Annotated in this window: 17 protein-coding genes; 10 read left to right on the top strand and 7 right to left on the bottom strand. The window is 62.1% G+C overall.

Annotated elements, in window-relative coordinates; translation table 11 throughout:
- The first annotated feature begins 103 nt into the window (after positions 1-103).
- Positions 104-925, top strand: a complete 822-nt coding sequence (gene tcdA, locus AC1RL5_RS07835) for a tRNA cyclic N6-threonylcarbamoyladenosine(37) synthase TcdA (protein ID WP_123577490.1) — start codon at positions 104-106, stop codon at positions 923-925.
- A gap of 82 nt (positions 926-1,007) precedes the next feature.
- Here the strand turns inward: tcdA and AC1RL5_RS07840 are convergent, their stop codons facing one another.
- From AC1RL5_RS07840 to AC1RL5_RS07855, 4 genes are all read right to left on the bottom strand, one after another.
- Positions 1,008-1,418 carry a SufE family protein gene (locus AC1RL5_RS07840; protein ID WP_169892715.1) on the bottom strand — a complete coding sequence of 137 codons (411 nt, stop codon included), beginning with the start codon at positions 1,416-1,418 and terminating at the stop codon, positions 1,008-1,010.
- Positions 1,415-2,620, bottom strand: a complete 1,206-nt coding sequence (locus AC1RL5_RS07845; RefSeq protein WP_072451172.1) for an aminotransferase class V-fold PLP-dependent enzyme — start codon at positions 2,618-2,620, stop codon at positions 1,415-1,417. The genes AC1RL5_RS07840 and AC1RL5_RS07845 overlap by 4 nt, the downstream gene beginning before the upstream one ends.
- A 76-nt stretch (positions 2,621-2,696) precedes the next feature.
- Complete coding sequence (gene dapD / locus AC1RL5_RS07850) at positions 2,697-3,731, bottom strand: 2,3,4,5-tetrahydropyridine-2,6-dicarboxylate N-succinyltransferase (RefSeq protein WP_011059518.1); 1,035 nt, start codon at positions 3,729-3,731, stop codon at positions 2,697-2,699.
- Between the two features lie 33 nt (positions 3,732-3,764).
- Positions 3,765-4,127 (bottom strand): ArsC family reductase, encoded by a 363-nt coding sequence (locus AC1RL5_RS07855; RefSeq protein WP_011059519.1) that lies wholly within the window; start codon positions 4,125-4,127, stop codon positions 3,765-3,767.
- A gap of 237 nt (positions 4,128-4,364) precedes the next feature.
- Between AC1RL5_RS07855 and AC1RL5_RS07860 the strand changes: the two genes are divergently transcribed.
- On the top strand, positions 4,365-6,011 hold the full coding sequence (locus tag AC1RL5_RS07860) for a Na+/H+ antiporter (RefSeq protein ID WP_015634329.1): 1,647 nt from the start codon (positions 4,365-4,367) through the stop codon (positions 6,009-6,011).
- Positions 6,012-6,066: 55 nt separating this feature from the next.
- Here AC1RL5_RS07860 and dapC read toward each other — a convergent pair whose 3' ends face one another.
- Genes dapC through map form a run of 3 tightly spaced genes read right to left on the bottom strand, consistent with a single transcriptional unit; the run spans position 6,067 to position 10,838 of the window.
- The gene (gene dapC / locus AC1RL5_RS07865; RefSeq protein ID WP_093404440.1) at positions 6,067-7,266 is read right to left on the bottom strand and encodes a succinyldiaminopimelate transaminase; all 1,200 of its coding nucleotides are present in this window, start codon (positions 7,264-7,266) and stop codon (positions 6,067-6,069) included.
- A 38-nt stretch (positions 7,267-7,304) separates the two neighbouring features.
- A complete protein-coding gene (locus AC1RL5_RS07870) occupies positions 7,305-10,007 on the bottom strand; it encodes a [protein-PII] uridylyltransferase (protein ID WP_011059522.1) in 2,703 nt (900 codons plus the stop codon).
- Positions 10,008-10,055: 48 nt separating this feature from the next.
- Positions 10,056-10,838 (bottom strand): type I methionyl aminopeptidase, encoded by a 783-nt coding sequence (gene map / locus AC1RL5_RS07875; RefSeq protein ID WP_011059523.1) that lies wholly within the window; start codon positions 10,836-10,838, stop codon positions 10,056-10,058.
- Between the two features lie 407 nt (positions 10,839-11,245).
- On the opposite strand from map, the gene rpsB reads away from it, so the two are divergent.
- The 8 genes from rpsB (at position 11,246) to rseP (ending at position 18,726) form a co-directional block, all read left to right on the top strand.
- Complete coding sequence (gene rpsB / locus AC1RL5_RS07880; RefSeq protein ID WP_011059524.1) at positions 11,246-11,983, top strand: 30S ribosomal protein S2; 738 nt, start codon at positions 11,246-11,248, stop codon at positions 11,981-11,983.
- 203 nt (positions 11,984-12,186) lie between these two features.
- Entirely contained in the window at positions 12,187-13,053 is an 867-nt protein-coding gene (tsf, locus tag AC1RL5_RS07885; RefSeq protein ID WP_011059525.1) for a translation elongation factor Ts, read from the top strand.
- Positions 13,054-13,262: 209 nt separating this feature from the next.
- Positions 13,263-14,006, top strand: a complete 744-nt coding sequence (pyrH, locus tag AC1RL5_RS07890; protein WP_011059526.1) for a UMP kinase — start codon at positions 13,263-13,265, stop codon at positions 14,004-14,006.
- Positions 14,003-14,560: a ribosome recycling factor gene (frr, locus tag AC1RL5_RS07895; RefSeq protein ID WP_011059527.1), complete on the top strand. Its 558-nt coding sequence runs from the start codon at positions 14,003-14,005 to the stop codon at positions 14,558-14,560. Before pyrH ends, frr begins: the two co-directional genes overlap by 4 nt.
- Before the next feature lie 15 nt (positions 14,561-14,575).
- Complete coding sequence (gene uppS, locus AC1RL5_RS07900) at positions 14,576-15,331, top strand: polyprenyl diphosphate synthase (RefSeq protein ID WP_011059528.1); 756 nt, start codon at positions 14,576-14,578, stop codon at positions 15,329-15,331.
- On the top strand, positions 15,331-16,137 hold the full coding sequence (locus tag AC1RL5_RS07905) for a phosphatidate cytidylyltransferase (protein WP_011059529.1): 807 nt from the start codon (positions 15,331-15,333) through the stop codon (positions 16,135-16,137). Before uppS ends, AC1RL5_RS07905 begins: the two co-directional genes overlap by 1 nt.
- Positions 16,134-17,324: a 1-deoxy-D-xylulose-5-phosphate reductoisomerase gene (gene ispC, locus AC1RL5_RS07910; RefSeq protein WP_072451170.1), complete on the top strand. Its 1,191-nt coding sequence runs from the start codon at positions 16,134-16,136 to the stop codon at positions 17,322-17,324. The genes AC1RL5_RS07905 and ispC overlap by 4 nt, the downstream gene beginning before the upstream one ends.
- A gap of 49 nt (positions 17,325-17,373) precedes the next feature.
- Entirely contained in the window at positions 17,374-18,726 is a 1,353-nt protein-coding gene (rseP, locus tag AC1RL5_RS07915) for a sigma E protease regulator RseP (protein WP_072451169.1), read from the top strand.
- Positions 18,727-18,796 lie beyond the last annotated feature (70 nt).

The raw sequence follows: 18,796 nt of genomic DNA on the forward strand, positions 1-18,796 counted from the left end.
CCAGACCTTGGGCACTGTATTCGGGTTTAAGTTCTTTACTTGTAGCTTCAAGGTTAAAACTTGTCGCGTTGAGGCCCTATAATGCGCGCCGGTTTTTTAGGTGATGGTCATGAGTACAGAAGATCCACGGTTTGCCGGCGTCGCCCGTTTGTATGGCATTGAAGGCCTGGAGCGGCTGCGGGCGGCCCACGTGGCGATCGTCGGAGTCGGCGGGGTCGGTTCCTGGGCGGCGGAAGCCATCGCCCGTTGCGGGGTGGGCGAGATCTCGCTGTTCGACCTCGATGACGTCTGCGTCAGCAACAGCAACCGCCAGTTGCACGCGCTGGACAGCACTGTGGGCAAGCCTAAGGTCGAGGTCATGGCCGAACGCCTGCGGGGCATCAATCCGGGCTGCAAGGTGCACGCGGTGGCGGACTTCGTCACCCGCGAGACCATGGCCGAGTACATCACCCCAGACATCGATTGCGTGATCGACTGCATCGACAGCGTCAATGCCAAGGCGGCGCTGATTGCCTGGTGCAAGCGACGCAAGATCCAGATCATCACCACCGGCGGCGCGGGGGGGCAGATCGACCCGACGCTGATCCAGGTCTGCGACCTGAACCGTACCTTCAATGACCCGTTGGCCTCCAAGGTGCGTTCCACCCTGCGCCGCGACTACGGTTTCTCGCGCACCGTAACCCGGCACTACAGCGTGCCTTGCGTGTTTTCCACCGAACAGCTGCGTTATCCGAAGCCGGACGGCAGCATCTGCCTGCAGAAGAGTTTTGTCGGCGATGGCGTCAAGCTCGACTGTGCCGGCGGCTTTGGCGCGGTGATGATGGTGACCGCGACCTTCGGCATGGTGGCGGCGACCAAGGCGGTGGACAAGATTGTCGCCGGCGTGCGCCGCCCGTCGGAACGCAGCAAACCCGCCGCCCCGTAGGAGCTGGCTTGCCAGCGAAGAGGGCCGCGAGGAGGGTGCAAGGCTTATGAGCCTGTTCGCCAGCAAGCTGGCTCCTACGGAGCTACGGGGCGCTGGCCAGTTCGCTCATGCGTTGCAAGACGGCGTTCAGGCCATTGCTGCGTGAAGGCGAGAGTTGGCGCGACAGGCCCAACTGGTTGAACCAGTCGGCCAGGTCCACTTCCCGCAACTGCTGTGCCGTCAGGCCATTGACCCGCGCCAGGAGCAGGGCCACCAGCCCGCGAATCAGCCGCGCGTCGCTGGCCGCGGCAAACTGCCAATGACCGTTTTCCAGGGCCGCCACCAGCCAGACCTGGCTTTCACAGCCGTGCACCCGGTTGACCTCGACCCGGTCGGCCTCGCTCAGGGGCGGCAGGCGCTCGCCCCATTGCATCAGCAGGCGCGCCCGCTGTTCCCAGCCGGCAGCCCCCTGGAAAATCTCCAGGGCGGCGACGGCATCCGCCGGCAGGCTCATCGCAGCAGCTCCAGGGCCTGATCCAGGGCTTCGAAGAAACGCTCCAGGTCCTCGGAATCGTTGTACAGCGCCAATGACACGCGAATCGCTCCGGCCAACCCCAGGCTCTTCATCAGCGGCATGGCGCAGTGATGCCCGGCGCGTACGGCAATGCCTTGTTCGGTCAGCAGGTGCGCCAGGTCGGCGTTGTGCACCCCATCCACGACAAAACTGACCAGGGCCACTTGCGGCGAGCCCAGCAGGCGGATGCCATTGCGCGCCTGCAAGCCGTGCAGCAGGTAGGCGTGCAGCGCTGCTTCATGGTCGGCCAGTGCTTGCTGATCCAGGCCGGCGAGATAATCCAGGGTGGCACCCAGGCCGATGACCCCGGCAATCGGCGGCGTACCGGCCTCGAACCCCAGGGGGGCGGGGCGGAAGCTGGCGTGCTGGTAATCGGCGTCCTGGACCATTTCACCGCCGAACTGCCAGTGGCGCAGGCCCTTGAGTGCTGCATGACGGCCAAACAGCACGCCGACCCCATCCGGGCCGTACAGCTTATGGCTGGAGAACACATAGAAGTCGCAGCCCAGGGCCTGCACATCGTGGCGGCCATGAACCACGCCCTGGGCGCCGTCGATCACCGTCAGTGCGCCCTGGGCCCTGGCCATGGCCAGCAGTGGGGTCAAGGGTTGCCAGGCGCCAAGCACGTTGGACAGCTGGCTCACCGCCAGCAAACGGGTGCGCGGGCCGATCAAGCGGCTTGCCGCGTCGACGTCGATCAGGCCGTCCGGGTCCAGGGGCAGGACCAGCAGCTTGAGACCGCGGCGTTGGGCCAGTTGCTGCCAGGGCAGCAGGTTGGCGTGGTGCTCCAGGGCGCTGATGACGATTTCATCGCCCGGGGAAAATTGGTGCTCCAGGCCGTAGGCCAGAAGATTCAGCGCGGAGGTCGCGCCGTGGGTGAAGACGATCTGCCCACTGTCACCGGCATTCAGCCATTGGCCGACCTTACTGCGGCTGTCTTCGAACGCTTGGGTGGCGTGGGCGCCGGGCAGGTGTTGCGCACGATGAACGTTGGCGGCGCCGTTGGCATAGTAGTGCGCCAGGGCGTCCAGCATTGCTTGGGGTTTTTGCGTGGTGGCGGCGTTGTCCAGGTACGTCTGGTCCTGGCGATGCAGGGCGGCGATGGCCGGGAAGTCGGCGCGCCAGGGGGAGGCTACAAGCATGGTGGCAGAACTCGTTTGAACAGGCCGGGCGCCGATGATAAGCGCCTGGCCGGTTCCAGTGAAACCGAATCGCTGCTTAGTTGTGAGCGTGCAGCGCTTCGTTCAGCTCGATGGCCGACTTGTGGGTCTTGCACTCCACGGCGCCGGTCTCCGAGTTGCGACGGAACAGCAGGTCCGGCTGGCCGGCCAGTTCCCGGGCCTTGAGCACTTTGACCAGTTGGTTGTTCTCGTCCAGCAGCGCCACCTTGGTGCCGGCGGTCACGTACAGGCCCGACTCCACGGTATTGCGGTCGCCCAGCGGGATGCCGATACCGGCGTTGGCGCCGATCAGGCAACCTTCGCCGACCTTGATCACGATGTTGCCGCCACCCGACAGGGTGCCCATGGTGGAGCAGCCGCCGCCCAGGTCCGACCCCTTGCCGACGAACACGCCTGCGGAAACCCGGCCTTCGATCATGCCCGGGCCTTCGGTGCCGGCGTTGAAGTTGACGAAACCTTCGTGCATCACGGTGGTGCCTTCGCCGATGTAGGCGCCTAGGCGGATCCGCGCACTGTCAGCGATACGCACGCCGCTCGGCACCACGTAGTCGGTCATTTTCGGGAATTTGTCCACCGAGAACACTTCCAGCAGCTCGCCGCGCAGGCGGGCTTCCAGTTGACGCTCGGCCAGCTCGCCGAGGTCGATGGCGCCCTGGCTGGTCCAGGCCACGTTCGGCAGCAGCGGGAACACGCCGGCCAGGCTCAGGCCGTGCGGCTTGACCAGGCGGTGGGACAGCAGGTGCAGCTTCAGGTAGGCCTCTGGAGTGGAGGTCAGCTGGGCATCTTCGGCCAGCAGGGTCGCTACCAGCGGTTTGTGGCTTTCGGCCAGGCGGGTCAGCAGGGCGGCCTGGGTGGCGTCGATGCTTTTCAGTGCGTCGGCCATTTGCGCGGCCTGGGCGGTGGTGAACGTGATGGCCTGGTTGCCTTCGCTGTAGCCGAGGATCGGCGCTACGGCAGCGACGATTTCAGCCGCGGGCTGGAGCAGGGGCGATGCGTAAAACACTTCCAGCCAAGCGCCTTGACGGTTCTGGGTGCCGACACCGAATGCCAGGCTGAACAGGGTAGTGGACATGCAGTTACCTCTTGCGAAATTGATTGAGCAGGCTTACTTGAGCGCCGCTGCGTAAAGGTCTGGCTTGAAGCCAATCAGGGTCTTGTCTCCGAGATCGAGCACCGGGCGCTTGATCATCGAAGGTTGCGCGAGCATCAGTTCAACGGCTTTCGCCTGGTCGAGATCGGCTTTGCTTTCGTCATCGAGTTTGCGAAAGGTCGTGCCCGCGCGGTTCAACACCACCTGCCAGCCGTGCTCGTCGCACCACTGATTCAGGTGCTCACGGTCAATGCCGGAGGTTTTGTAATCATGGAAGTCATAGCTGACAGCGTGTTCATCGAGCCAGGTGCGCGCCTTTTTCATGGTGTCACAGGCTTTGATGCCGAAAAGGTGCAACGTTTTGCTTGAAGCGGTCAAGGAATTGCCCCCTTTGGAGATGCTGGAGATGAAAGGTCACGGATTATGCCACGACCGCGCCGATTCGGCGTCGGCTGCTGCGGGGCTTTGTCGCATTGTGTTTCCACGCCCGGGCGCCGTTGCGACTTTTGTGCAGCGGCGTAAACGCAGCTTAAGCGGCTAATATGGCACTTCTGCGGTGAATTCCTGCCGCCGTTGTGTGTCTGCTTTGAAGTTTCAGATCGGGAAGCCCGCTTTATGCAAACCGCCTATACCGTCCTCATCCTGCTGATGCTGGTGAGCCTCTCGCGTCTTGTCGGACGGGTGATTCCACTGCCGCTGCCCCTGGTGCAGATTGCCGCCGGCGCCTTGCTGGCCTGGCCGACCCTAGGGTTGCACGTGGCCCTGGACCCGGAGCTGTTTCTCTTCCTGTTCTTGCCGCCGCTGTTGTTTTCCGATGGCTGGCGCATGCCCAAGCGCGAGTTCTGGCGCCTGCGCGGGCCGATCCTGACCCTGGCAGTAGGGCTGGTGCTGTTCACCGTGGTGGGCGCCGGCTACTTCATCCATTGGCTGCTGCCGAGCATTCCGTTGCCGGTGGCCTTTGCCCTGGCCGCCGTGCTTTCGCCCACCGACGCCGTGGCGGTATCGGCGATTTCCCAGAACCGCTTGCCCACGCCCCTGATGCACATGCTCCAGGGGGAGGCGCTGATGAATGACGCCTCGGGCCTGGTGACCTTCAAGTTCGCCCTGGCAGCGGCGGTGACCGGGGTGTTCTCCCTGGCCAACGCCAGCCTGACCTTCGTCCTGGTGGCGGTGGGCGGCCTGGCGGTCGGGGTGGCACTGAGCTGGCTGGTGGGGCGCCTGCGGGCCTGGATGATCGCCCGAGGCTGGGATGACCCGGCGACCCACGTGGTGTTCATGCTGCTTTTGCCGTTCGCCGCCTATGTGCTGGCCGAGCGCCTGGGGGCCTCGGGCATTCTCTCGGCGGTGGCGGCGGGGATGATGCAGAGCTGGCTCGACCTGCTGCCGCGCCAGACCAGCACCCGGCTGCTCAATCGCAGCGTCTGGTCACTGCTGGAGTTCGCCTTCAACGGCCTGATCTTCCTGCTCCTGGGGTTGCAGCTGCCGGACATCATCAAGGCCGTGGTCAGTCACGAGACCTCGCTGTGGCCGACCCTGTTCTACCGTTGCCTGGATGTGGTGGCGATTTTCCTGGTGCTGCTGGTGTTGCGTTTCATCTGGGTGCAGAGCATCTGGCGCCTGTCCGGCCTGCTGCGGCGCTGGCGCGGCAAGGGCGAATTGACCCTGGTGCCGACCGCCCGTTCCTGCTGGTTGCTGACCGTGGGTGGAGTGCGCGGGGCGGTAACCCTGGCCGGTGTGATGTCGGTACCGTTGTTTCTCGGTGCCGGCGAAGCCTTTCCGGAGCGCGACCTGCTGATCTTCATCGCTGCCGGGGTGATCCTGCTGTCCCTGGTGGCGGCCTGCATTGCCCTGCCGCTGCTGCTGCGCGGCATTGTGAAGAGCCCTGACGACAAGCGCCGTGGGGAAGTGCGGGATGCCTGGCGCAAGACTGCCGAAGCGGCGATCCATGCCCTGGAAGCCGAAGAAGTGGCTGACACCGGTGAGACCCCGGATGCCGCCCAGGCGGCCCTGGCCACCGAACTCAAGGGGCGCTTGATGGCCGAGTACCGGCATCAGTTGGAGGTCTACAACGATTCCGCCGAGGCCCAGGCCCTGGCGTTCCAGATGGACTTGCTGGAGCGGCGCCTGCGGATCAAGGCCCTGCGAGCGCAACGGCTGGAGCTGTATCGGCTGAGCCGCCAGCATCAGATTGGCGACGATGTGCTACGCGAAGTACTGGCCGACCTGGATATGAGCGAGGCCAATCTGGGGCAGGTGAAGTGAGGCGTTCGCCGGCAGTCGGCTCCTGCTGTGGGAGCCGGCTTGCCGGCGAAAGGCCTCAAGCGCGACGCAGCACGAAATCGCGAATCCGTTCCGCGGCTTCCACGCATTCCGCCAGCGGCGCTACCAGCGCCATGCGTACCCGGCCGGCGCCCGGGTTGGTGCCGTCCACATCCCGCGACAGGTAGGAGCCCGGAACCACGGTCACATGCTCCTGTTCGAACAGGTCGCGGCAGAAGGCTGCGTCATCCCCGGCCACGTTCGGCCACAGGTAGAAGCTGCCGTCCGGGCGCTGCACATCCATCACGGGCGCAAGGATCGCCAGCACCGCGTCGAATTTCTCCCGGTACAAGGCGCGGTTGGCGCGCACGTGCACTTCGTCGTTCCAGGCGGCGACGCTGGCCAGTTGGGTCTGCACCGGCATGGCGCAGCCGTGGTAGGTGCGGTACAGCAGGAAGCCCTTGAGAATCTCGGCATCACCGGCGACGAAGCCCGAGCGCAGGCCCGGCAGGTTGGAGCGCTTGGACAGGCTGTGGAACACCACGCAGCGCTTGAAGTCCTTGCGGCCCAGTTCGACGCAGGCGCTGAGCAGGCCCGGCGGCGGTGTCTGTTCGTCGAAGTACAGCTCGCTGTAGCACTCGTCGGCGGCGATCACGAAGTCGTGCTCGTCGGCCAGTGCGATCAGCTTCTTCAGGGTGTCCAGCGGGATCAGCGCGCCGGTGGGGTTGCCCGGCGAGCACAGGAAGAGGATCTGGCAGCGCTGCCAGATCTCCACCGGCACGGCGTCGAAGTCCGGGTTTAAGCCGTTTTCGTCGAGGCACGGCAGGTAGTGCGGCTTGGCCCCGGCGAGGAAGGCCGCGCCTTCGTAGATCTGATAGAAGGGGTTGGGGCTGACCACCAGGGCGTCTTCGCCGCGGTTGACCACGGTCTGGGTGAAGGCGAACAGCGCTTCGCGGGTGCCGTTGACCGGCAGTACATTGCGCGCCGGGTCGAGCCAGAGCGCGGGCACGCCAAAGCGCCGTTCGCACCAGCCGGCGATGGCTTCGCGCAGGGCCGGGATGCCCAGGGTGGTGGGGTAGACCGCCATCTGATCGAGGTTGCTGGCCAGGGCTTCGGCGACAAAGCTTGGCGAGCGGTGCTTGGGTTCGCCGATGGACAGGGCGATGGCGCGCTTGTCCGGGTTGGGCGTCACGGTGCCGAGCAAGGCGCGCAGCTTTTCGAACGGGTAGGGCTGCAACTGGTTCAGAGCGTTGTTCATGGAGGCGGTATCTCACTCAAAGCGGTGGTTCGGACCCGTCAGATGCTCAGGCGGGTCATTTCGATAGTCGGTTCGTGGCTGACGCTCAACTGCTCGACGATCGCATCCTGCAAGCGGCTGCACAGCTGGGGGTCGGACAGGGGCTGGTTGTGCGCATCGGTGATGAAGAACACGTCTTCCACGCGCTCGCCCAGGGTGGCGATCTTGGCGTTCTGCAGCGACAGGTCGAACTCCAGGAAGATCTTGCCGATCCGCGCCAGCAAACCCGGGCGATCCGGGGCGCTGAGTTCCAGCACGGTCACCGGGCGTTGGGCGTCGTTGTGGATAGTCACCTCGGGGGCGAAGGCAAAATGCTTGAGCTGGCGCGGCACCCGGCGCTGGATGATGGTCGGGTAGTCGTCGGGGTTGCGCAGGGCGTCGGTCAGGCCCTTGCGGATCTGCTCGACTCGCTGCGGGTTGTTGCCGATGGATTCGCCGTCATTGTCCAGGACTATGTAAGTGTCGAGGGTGAACTGGCTGCTGGAGGTGATGATGCGCGCGTCATGGATGTTCAGGTTGAGCTGGTCCATGGCGGCCACGGTCACCGCGAAGAAGTCGTGCTGGTCCGGGGCGTAGATGAAGATCTGGGTGCCGCCCTCGAACTCGCGCTGGGTGATTTCCTTGATCAGCACCAGCGGCCCGCCGTCGGCCGGCTGCTGGAGGATCGCGTCGCTGTGCCAGGCCACGTCGCCGGCGGTGTGGCGCAGGAAGTAGTCGTCCCCCAGTTGCGACCAGAGTTGTTCCACTTCGTCCGGGTCGGTGCCGTTGCGCACCAGGATGTCCAGGGCGGCGCTCTGGGTCTGGCGGATCTGCTCTTCGCGGTCCACCGGGTTTTCCAGGCCGCGGCGCAGGGCTCGCTTGGTCTCGGTGTAGAGCTGGCGCAACAGGCTGGCGCGCCAGGAGTTCCACAGCGTCGGGTTGGTGGCGTAGATATCGGCGACGGTCAGTACGTAGAGGTAGTCGAGGCGGGTCTGGTCGACCACGATCTGTGCGAAATCGTGAATCACCTGCGGGTCGGACAAGTCCTTGCGCTGAGCCGTGGTGGACATCACCAGGTGGTTCTGCACCAGCCAGACGATCAGCCGGGTATCCCACTGCGGCAACTGGTGGCGCACGCAGAAGGCTTCGGCATCCACGGCGCCGATTTCCGAGTGGTCGCCATGACGGCCCTTGCCGATGTCGTGGTACAGACCGGCCAGGTAGATCAGCTCGGGCTTGGGCAGCTTGCCCATGAGCTTGCTGGCCAGCGGGAATTTCTCGGAGATCGGCGTGTACTGCATTTTGCGCAGGTGCTTGATCAGGTTCAGCGTGTGGGCGTCCACGGTATAGATGTGGAACAGGTCGTGCTGCATCTGCCCGACGATGAAGCCGAACTCCGGCAGGTAGCGTCCGAGAATGCCGTAGCGGTTCATCCGTCGCAGGTTGCGGTGGATGCCGATTTCGCACTTGAACAGCTCGATGAACAGGCTGGTGTTGCGGATATCGTGGCGGAAGTCGTCATCGATCAGGTGCCGGTGTTCGCGCAGCAGGCGGATGGTGTCGGCGCGCACGCCCTTGATTTCCGGGTGCTGGGCCATCAGCACGAAGATCTCCAGCATGGCGAACGGCGTGCGCTTGAACACGTTGTCGTTGATCGCCTCGATGTAGCCGTCGTGCAGTTGGAAGCGCGCATTGATCGGCTGTGGCGGTGCCTCGTCCTCGGGGGCGAGGATCACCTCCTCGAAGTGCTGGATGATCAGGTCGCTCAACTGGGCGATGCTCATCACCACCCGGTAGTACTGCTGCATGAAGCTTTCGATGCTCTGTTTCGCATCTTCGCCCTCGAAGCCCAGCAGGGTGGCGATGGAACGCTGGTGGTCGAGCAGCAGGCGGTCCTCGGCGCGCCCCGCGAGCATGTGCAGCGCGTAGCGGACCTTCCACAGGAACTCCTGGGACGAGGCCAGGAGCGCGTTTTCGCTTTCCACCAGGAAGCCTTCGCCGGCCAGGGCCCGCAGGTTCAGGGTGCCGTACTGGCGGCGCGCGACCCAGAGGATGGTCTGGATGTCCCGCAACCCACCCGGCGAGCCTTTGACGTTGGGCTCCAGGTTGTATTCGGTGTCGTTGTACTTGTGATGGCGGGCCTTCTGCTCGGCCCGCTTGGCCAGGAAGAAATCCTTGCTCGGCCACATGTGCTCGGTGCTGGTCACTTGCAGCATGCGCTGGCGCAGGTGCTCGGGGCCGGCAATGGTGCGGCTTTCCATCAGGTTGGTGATCACCGTCAGGTCGGCCCGCGCCTGTTCGGCGCATTCGTCCACCGAGCGCACGCTTTGCCCGACTTCCAGGCCAATGTCCCAGAGCAGGGTAAGAAAGCGTTCGATGGAGTCGCGGAAAATTTCGTGGTCGGCGCTGTCCAGGAGGATCAGCAGGTCGATGTCGGAATAGGGGTGCAGCTCGCCGCGACCGTAGCCGCCGACCGCCACCAGGGCGATGTCGGCGTCTTCGCTCCAGCTGAACTGGTCCCAGGCCTTTTGCAGGATGTTATCGATGAACCAGGCGCGGTCTTCGATCAGCCGGCGGATCTCCCGCCCACTGCGAAAGCGCGTATCGAGCACTTCCCGTGCCTGGCGGATGGCCTTCTTGAAGGCGGCGATAGGGCTGGCCTTCAGGGCCAGTTCCGCCTGGAACTGGCCGCGGTCGAAGAGTTCGGGGTCCACCTGCGGCATCGATTGGCTTTCCTTTCTATCTATAAGGTCGGGACGCAGCGTTGTGGATCAGGCAGATACCCGGGCGATGGTGTCATCGCTGCGCAGGGTGAAGATCTCGTAGCCGGTCTCGGTCACCAGCAGGGTGTGTTCCCACTGCGCGGAGAGCTTGCGGTCCTTGGTGATGGCGGTCCAGCCGTCGCCCAGGACCTTGGTGTCGGCCTTGCCCTGGTTGATCATCGGCTCGATGGTGAAGGTCATGCCGGCCTTGAGTTCCATGCCGGTACCGGCACGGCCGTAGTGCAGGATCTGCGGCTCTTCGTGGAACACCTTGCCGATGCCGTGGCCGCAGAACTCGCGAACCACCGAGAAACCGTTCTTTTCCGCGTGCTTCTGGATCACTTCGCCGATGTCGCCCAGGCGGCAGCCCGGTTTCACCAGTTCAATGGCCTTGTACATGCATTCCTGGGTGATCTGCGACAGGCGCTCGGCCCAGACCGGCACGGTGCCGACGTGGAACATGCGGCTGGTGTCGCCGTGGTAGCCGTCCTTGATGACGGTCACATCGATGTTCAGGGTGTCGCCATCCTTCAGCGGCTTCTCGTTGGGAATGCCGTGGCACACCACGTGGTTGATCGAGGTGCAGATGGATTTGGGGAAGCCCTTGTAGTTCAGCGGGGCAGGGATCGCACCCTGCACATTGACGATGTAGTCATGGCAGATGCGGTCCAGTTCTTCGGTGGTGACACCGGGTTTGACATGCTCGGCAATCATTTCCAGCACGTCGGCGGCCAGTTTGCCGGCGACACGCATTTTGGCGATGTCCTCGGGAGTTTTGAGGGTGACGGTCATACAGGCTCTCTTGACGCCCAGGGGCGCGATAAACACGGAAATGGCTCGAAAACCCGCATGCGCAAGGCTTGGCCTACGATGGGCCAGCAAGGTTTTCAAAAGCCGCAAAGGTGCGATTCTAACAGAGGCTCAGCGCAAATCTGAGGTTCTGCTGGCGCTTCTCTCTATACAATGGTGCATTCTGGACCGATTCCAAGAGGCGGGCAAAATGCCTGCGGATCGCCGAGTGTGAATCCGGGTTCCGTTTTTGCCCTTGCTGTGGTATAAAATGCGCCGCTTTCCGGGGATGCCCCGAAAAGCTCAAACCCACACACGTGTCGACACGATGACCTGGGTGCCCTCAGCACAAGCTGTTGGTTGGTCATTGGGATACGTGGAGGCCTAACCCGACTTATTAAGGAACTATCATGTCCCAAGTCAACATGCGCGATATGCTGAAGGCCGGTGTGCACTTCGGTCACCAAACCCGTTACTGGAATCCGAAAATGGGCAAGTACATTTTCGGCGCGCGCAACAAGATCCACATCATCAACCTTGAAAAAACCCTGCCAATGTTCAACGAAGCTCTGACTTTCGTAGAGCGTCTGGCCCAGGGCAAAAACAAGATTCTGTTCGTCGGCACCAAGCGTTCCGCTGGCAAGATCGTTGCTGAAGAAGCAGCACGTTGCGGTTCGCCGTACGTCGATCACCGCTGGTTGGGCGGCATGCTGACCAACTACAAAACCATCCGTGCTTCCATCAAGCGTCTGCGTGACCTTGAAGTGCAAGCAGAAGACGGCACTTTCGCCAAGCTGACCAAGAAAGAGGCGCTGATGCGCACTCGCGATCTGGAAAAGCTGGATCGTTCCCTGGGTGGTATCAAGGACATGGGCGGCCTGCCTGACGCACTGTTCGTGATCGACGTTGACCACGAGCGCATCGCGATCACCGAAGCCAACAAGCTGGGCATCCCGGTCATCGGCGTTGTCGATACCAACAGCAGCCCGGAAGGCGTTGACTACATCATCCCAGGCAACGATGACGCCATTCGCGCCATCCAGCTGTACATGGGTTCGATGGCTGACGCTGTGATCCGTGGTCGCAACAACGTTGCTGGCGGCACCGAAGTGTTCGAAGAAGCTGCAGCACCGGCGGCTGAAGCCTGAGTAACTGACGCGTAGCGTTGACTCAGCACGCAAAAAGGGGGCTTGGCCCCCTTTTTGCCAACTCGAAAATCATTTCGTCGTCGCGCCCCGACAGTTTCTGTAATGCGGGGCTGTTATGAAGTGGTTTCGGGGCAATGCCCAAGAATTGAGCGCCCGTTCGATCGGGTGGAATGGTTGAAAACCTATCCAAGAGGATTTTGAAAATGGCAGAGATTACTGCAGCGTTGGTCAAAGAACTGCGCGAGCGTACCGGCGAAGGCATGATGGACTGCAAAAAGGCCTTGACCAAGGCCGGCGGCGACATCGAAAAAGCCATTGATGACATGCGTGCTTCCGGCGCCATCAAGGCTGCCAAGAAAGCAGGCAACGTTGCTGCTGAAGGCGCTATCGCCATCAAGGACGACGGTAAAGCCGCTGTCCTGCTGGAAGTCAACTCGCAGACCGACTTCCTGGCTCTGCAGGACGATTTCAAGGCATTCGTTGCCGCTAGCGTGGAAAAGGCTTTCGCTGACAAGCTGACTGACGCCGCTCCGCTGATCGAAGCTCAAGAAGCTGCCCGCCTGATCCTGGTTGGCAAGACTGGCGAGAACGTCAACATCCGTCGTCTGGCTCGCGTTGAAGGCGACGTGGTCGGCACCTACCTGCACGGCAACAAGATCGGTGTTGCGGTTGTTCTGAAAGGCGGTTCCGTTGAACTGGCCAAAGACATCGCCATGCACGTAGCGGCCAGCAACCCTGAGTTCCTGCTGCCATCGCAAGTTTCGGCTGAAGCGATCGAGCGTGAAAAGGCTGTGTTCCTGCAGCTGAACGAAGACAAGATGAAAGGCAAGCCAGCCGAAATCGTTGAAAAAATGATCGCTGGTCGTATCAGCAAGTTCCTGGCCGAAGCCAGCCTGGTTGAGCAAGCTTTCGTCAAGGACCCAGAAATCACCGTAGGTGCTCTGGCCAAGAAAGGCGGCGCTGAAATCGTTTCCTTCACCCGTTTCGCGGTAGGTGAAGGCATCGAGAAGAAAGAAGACAACTTCGCCGAAGAAGTTGCTGCACAACTGGCTGCTGCCAAGCAACAGTAAGACGGTTTTTTCAACTGTCGCCCAGAAGAGGCTGCCCGCTCACGCGCGCAGCCTCTTTTCAAATGGGCAGGGTAATTTAGTTGTTTATCCTCGGAACCGCCTTACAAAGTCGTGTTCTGATGGCGCTGTGACAGCGTCAAGCTAGAGTGAACGCAGGCTGTAAACAGCCCGCAAAGAATTTTTTAAATACGCCGCAGGAGAGATTCGCAATGGCTCAGCAGGGCAGTGGTTATCAAGCTCGCTATAAACGCATTCTACTCAAGCTTAGCGGCGAGGCCCTGATGGGCTCGGAAGAGTTCGGGATCGATCCCAAGGTGCTGGATCGCATGGCGCTGGAAGTCGGCCAACTGGTTGGTATCGGCGTCCAGGTAGGCTTGGTGATCGGTGGTGGCAACCTGTTCCGCGGCGCTGCATTGAGCGCGGCCGGGATGGATCGGGTCACGGGCGACCACATGGGCATGCTGGCCACTGTGATGAACGCCCTGGCCATGCGTGATGCACTGGAACGTGCGAATATCTCGGCCATCGTGATGTCGGCTATTTCCATGGTCGGCGTGACCGATCACTATGACCGTCGCAAGGCGATGCGCCACCTGAACTCCAAAGAGGTGGTGATCTTCGCGGCCGGTACCGGCAACCCGTTCTTCACCACCGACTCCGCAGCCTGCCTGCGTGCTATCGAGATCGATGCCGACGTGGTGCTCAAGGCAACCAAGGTCGATGGTGTTTACACTGCAGACCCGTTCAAGGACCCGCATGCCGAGAAGTTCGATCATCTGACTTACGATGAAGTGCTGGATCGCAAGCTGGGAGTGATGGACCTGACGGCAATCTGCCTGTGCCGCGACCACAAGATGCCGCTGCGGGTATTTAACATGAACAAGCCCGGCGCCCTGCTGAATATCGTGCATGGTGGCGCTGAAGGAACCCTGATCGAGGAAGGCGAGCAATGATCAACGAAATCAAGAAAGACGCTCAAGAGCGCATGAAGAAATCCCTGGAGTCCCTGGCCCATGCATTCGGCCAGATTCGCACCGGCAAGGCTCACCCCAGCATCCTGGGCAGTGTGATGGTGCCTTACTACGGTACCGACACACCGTTGAGTGGCGTTGCCAACGTTACCGTGAAGGACTCCCAGACCCTGCAGGTAGTGCCGTTCGAGCGCAATATGCTCGGAGCCATCGACAAGGCCATCGGCAGTGCCGGTCTTAACCTCAATCCGACCAACCTGGGTGAGCTGCTGCTGATCAAGATGGCACCGCTGACCGAGGAAACCCGCAAGGGCTTCACCAAGCAGGCGCGTGCTGCCGCCGAGGATGCACGGGTTGCAGTGCGCAACATTCGCCGCGATGCCCTGGGTGAGTTGAAGAAGCTGACCAAGGACAAGGAAATCAGCGAAGACGAAGAACGCCGTGGTAGCGCCGAAATCGATAAGCTGATCAAGGACTTTGAAGCTCAGATCGCCAAGGCGACTGAGGAAAAAGAAAAGGACTTGATGGCCGTATAAGGGTCAGGCGTTTTCATGGAAAAGACCAAGCAGTCCGTGTTGTCCTCGGTGCCTCGTCATGTGGCAATCATCATGGACGGTAATAACCGCTGGGCAAAAAAACGCTTTATGCCGGGTGTCGCCGGGCATAAGGCGGGTGTCGATGCGGTACGTGCAGTGATCGAAGTGTGCGCTGAGGCCAAGGTCGAGGTGCTGACCCTGTTTGCCTTTTCCAGTGAAAACTGGCAGCGCCCGGCTGACGAAGTCAGTGCCTTGATGGATCTGTTCTTCAAGGCCCTGCGTCGTGAAGCCAAGCGCCTCAACGAGAACAACATCAGCCTTCGGATCATTGGCGATCGTTCGCGCTTCCATCCCGAGTTGCAGGCGGCGATGCGCGAAGCGGAGGCCATTACCGCGGGCAGTGATCGTTTCATCCTGCAGATCGCCGCCAACTATGGCGGCCAGTGGGATATCGCTCAGGCCGCCCAGCGCCTGGCGCGCGAGGTCCAGGCCGGGCATCTGCGGCCTGAGGACATCACTCCGGGCCTGCTGCAGACCTGCCTGGCGACCGGCGACCTGCCGCTGCCGGACCTGTGCATCCGGACCGGTGGCGAGCATCGCATCAGCAATTTTCTGTTGTGGCAGCTGGCCTATGCCGAGCTGTATTTCTCCGACCTGTTCTGGCCGGACTTCAAACACGAAGCCATGCGTAACGCATTGGCCGATTACGCATCTCGCCAGCGACGCTTCGGTAAGACGAGCGAGCAGGTCGAGGCTGGAGCCCGGGTTTAATGCTTAAACAACGAATCATTACTGCGCTGATCCTGCTGCCGATCGCCTTGTGCGGGTTCTTCCTGCTCGAAGGCTCGGGGTTCGCCCTGTTCATCGGTCTGGTGGTAAGCCTCGGTGCCTGGGAGTGGGCGCGTCTGGCGGGCTTCGAGGCGCAGCCGGCTCGGGTGGCCTTCGCCGTGGTGGTGGCGGCGCTGTTGTTCCTGATGCATCTGGTTCCGGGTGTTGCGCCCTGGGTGCTGGGTGCTGCGGTGTTGTGGTGGGCGCTGGCGACCTACCTGGTGCTGACCTATCCGCGTTCCAGCGAGCAGTGGTCCGGTGCCGCACCCAAGTTGTTGATCGGCCTGCTGATCCTGCTGCCGGCCTGGCAAGGGCTGGTGTTCATCAAGCAACTGCCACTGGGCAATTGGTTGATCATGGCGGTGATGGTGCTGGTGTGGGGCGCGGATATCGGTGCCTACTTCTCCGGCAAGGCCTTCGGCAAGCGCAAGCTGGCGCCCCAGGTAAGCCCGGGCAAGAGCTGGGAGGGCGTGTACGGCGGCCTGGCGTTGAGCCTGGTGATCACCGCGGTGGTAGGGCTGGTGCGTGACTGGACCCTAGGGCAGATGATCCTGGGGCTGCTGGGTGCAGCGATCGTTGTATTTATTTCGGTGGTCGGCGACCTGACCGAGAGCATGTTCAAGCGCCAGTCGGGTATCAAGGACAGTAGCAACCTGCTGCCCGGTCATGGTGGGGTGCTGGACCGCATCGACAGCCTGACTGCGGCCATTCCGGTGTTTGCCGTACTGTTGTGGATGGCTGCGCTGTGACTGCTGTACAGCAGATCACGGTTCTGGGGGCTACCGGCTCTATCGGTCTGAGCACCCTGGATGTGATTGCCCGTCATCCGGATCGTTATCAAGTGTTTGCCCTGACGGGCTTCACGCGTCTGGCCGAGCTGCTGGCGTTGTGCGTAAAGCATGAGCCCCGTTTTGCGGTGGTGCCCGAGGCCGCGGCCGCCAGCCGCCTTCAGCAAGATTTGCGCGCCGCCGGCCAGGCTACCCAGGTGCTGGTGGGGGAGCAGGGGTTGTGCGAGGTGGCCTCGGCTCCGGAAGTCGATGCCGTGATGGCGGCGATTGTCGGTGCGGCGGGGTTGCGCCCGACTCTGGCGGCGGTTGAGGCTGGCAAGAAGATCCTGTTGGCCAACAAGGAAGCGCTGGTGATGTCTGGCGCGCTGTTCATGCAGGCAGTGGGCAAGAGTGGTTCCGTGCTGTTGCCTATCGACAGTGAACACAATGCGATCTTTCAATGCATGCCCGCGGATTTTTCCCGCGGGCTGAGTCGGGTCGGTGTGCGACGTATTCTTCTGACGGCTTCGGGCGGTCCTTTCCGTCAGACGCCTCTGGAAGAGCTTGAGCATGTTTCCCCCGAACAGGCCTGTGCCCATCCGAACTGGTCCATGGGGCGCAAGATCTCCGTGGACTCGGCAAGCATGATGAACAAGGGGCTGGAACTGATCGAGGCCTGCTGGCTATTTGATGCCAGGCCTTCCCAGGTCGAAGTGGTGGTGCACCCGCAAAGCGTGATCCACTCGCTGGTGGATTACGTCGACGGTTCGGTCCTGGCGCAGTTGGGTAATCCGGATATGCGCACCCCGATCGCCAATGCCCTGGCCTGGCCGGAGCGCATTGATTCCGGTGTAGCGCCGTTGGATCTGTTCGCCATTGCTCGCCTGGATTTCCAGGCACCCGACGAGCAGCGGTTCCCTTGTCTGCGCCTGGCGCGGCAAGCTGCCGAGGCGGGTAACAGCGCCCCGGCCATGCTGAATGCGGCCAATGAGGTGGCGGTATCGGCGTTTCTCGAGCGGCGCATCCGCTACCCGGAGATCGCGAGTATCATCGATGAGGTTTTAACCCGTGAGCCTGTGGTCGCAGTCAATGAACTCGACGCAGTGTTTGCGGCAGACGCCAGGGCTCGAGTCCTGGCGCAACAATGGTTGCAGCGTAACGGGCGATAGGGTTCGCGACCGGGGCGAGTGGCGGCGAATAGGATTGCGGAGAAAGTAGATGAGCGCGCTCTATATGATTGTCGGCACCCTGGTGGCCCTGGGTGTGCTGGTCACCTTCCATGAATTCGGTCACTTCTGGGTCGCACGTCGCTGTGGCGTCAAGGTTCTGCGCTTCTCCGTGGGCTTTGGCATGCCCTTGCTGCGCTGGCATGATCGGCGCGGCACCGAGTTCGTCATCGCCGCTATCCCGCTGGGCGGCTACGTGAAGATGCTGGATGAGCGTGAAGGCGAGGTAGCTGCCGAGGAGCTCGATCAGTCCTTCAACCGCAAGTCGGTTCGCCAGCGTATCGCGATTGTCGCTGCCGGTCCGATTGCCAACTTCCTCCTCGCACTGGTGTTTTTCTGGGCCCTGGCGATACTGGGCAGCCAGCAGGTGCGGCCGGTCATCGGTGATGTAGAGGCTGGCAGTATTGCTGCCAAGGCCGGGCTCAGTGCTGGTCAGGAAATCGTCGCCATCGACGGCGAGCCGACTACCGGCTGGGCGGCCGTGAACCTGCAACTGGTGCGGCGCCTGGGTGAAAGCGGTGCGCTGCAGGTGCTGGTGCGTGAACAGGGCGCCACTGTGGATTCGCCACGTCAGCTGGAATTGGATAAATGGTTGAAAGGGGCTGATGAGCCGGATCCGATTCGCTCCCTGGGCATTCGTCCGTGGCGTCCGGCCCTGCCGCCGGTGCTGGCTGAACTTGACCCCAAGGGCCCGGCCCAGGCCGCTGGCCTGAAGACCGGCGATCGTCTGTTGGCCCTTGATGGTCAGCCCCTCAATGACTGGCAGCAAGTGGTGGATTGGGTCCGTGTGCACCCTGATACGAAAATTGTGCTGCATGTCGAGCGCGATGATGCTCAAATCGACGTCCCCGTGACCTTGGCCAGCCGCGGCGAAAGCAAAGCGCCAAATGGCTACCTGGGGGCCGGGGTGAAAGCGGTGGATTGGCCGCCGCAGATGCTTCGCGAGGTCAGCTACGGGCCCTTGGAGGCGATTGGTGAAGGGGCCCGACGGACCTGGACCATGAGCGTTCTGACCCTCGAATCGCTGAAGAAAATGTTGTTCGGCGAGCTCTCGGTAAAAAACTTGAGTGGACCGATAACCATTGCTAAAGTGGCGGGCGCTTCTGCCCAGTCGGGCATTGCTGATTTCTTGAATTTCCTTGCTTATCTGAGTATTAGCCTGGGTGTTCTGAATTTGTTGCCCATCCCGGTACTGGATGGGGGGCATTTGCTGTTTTATCTGATCGAGTGGGCGCGTGGTCGTCCCTTGTCGGATCGGGTGCAAGGTTGGGGGATACAGATCGGTATCAGCTTGGTGGTCGGAGTCATGTTGCTTGCTCTGGTCAACGATCTGGGTCGTCTGTAACGCTTCGCTGAATTGCGAATCTGCCGCATTTTGCGGCAGTTTGTTTATTGCCAGTTGGAATAAGAAAGGA

It is taken from the genome of Pseudomonas sp. GW822-FHT06D10 (genome assembly GCF_058799535.1).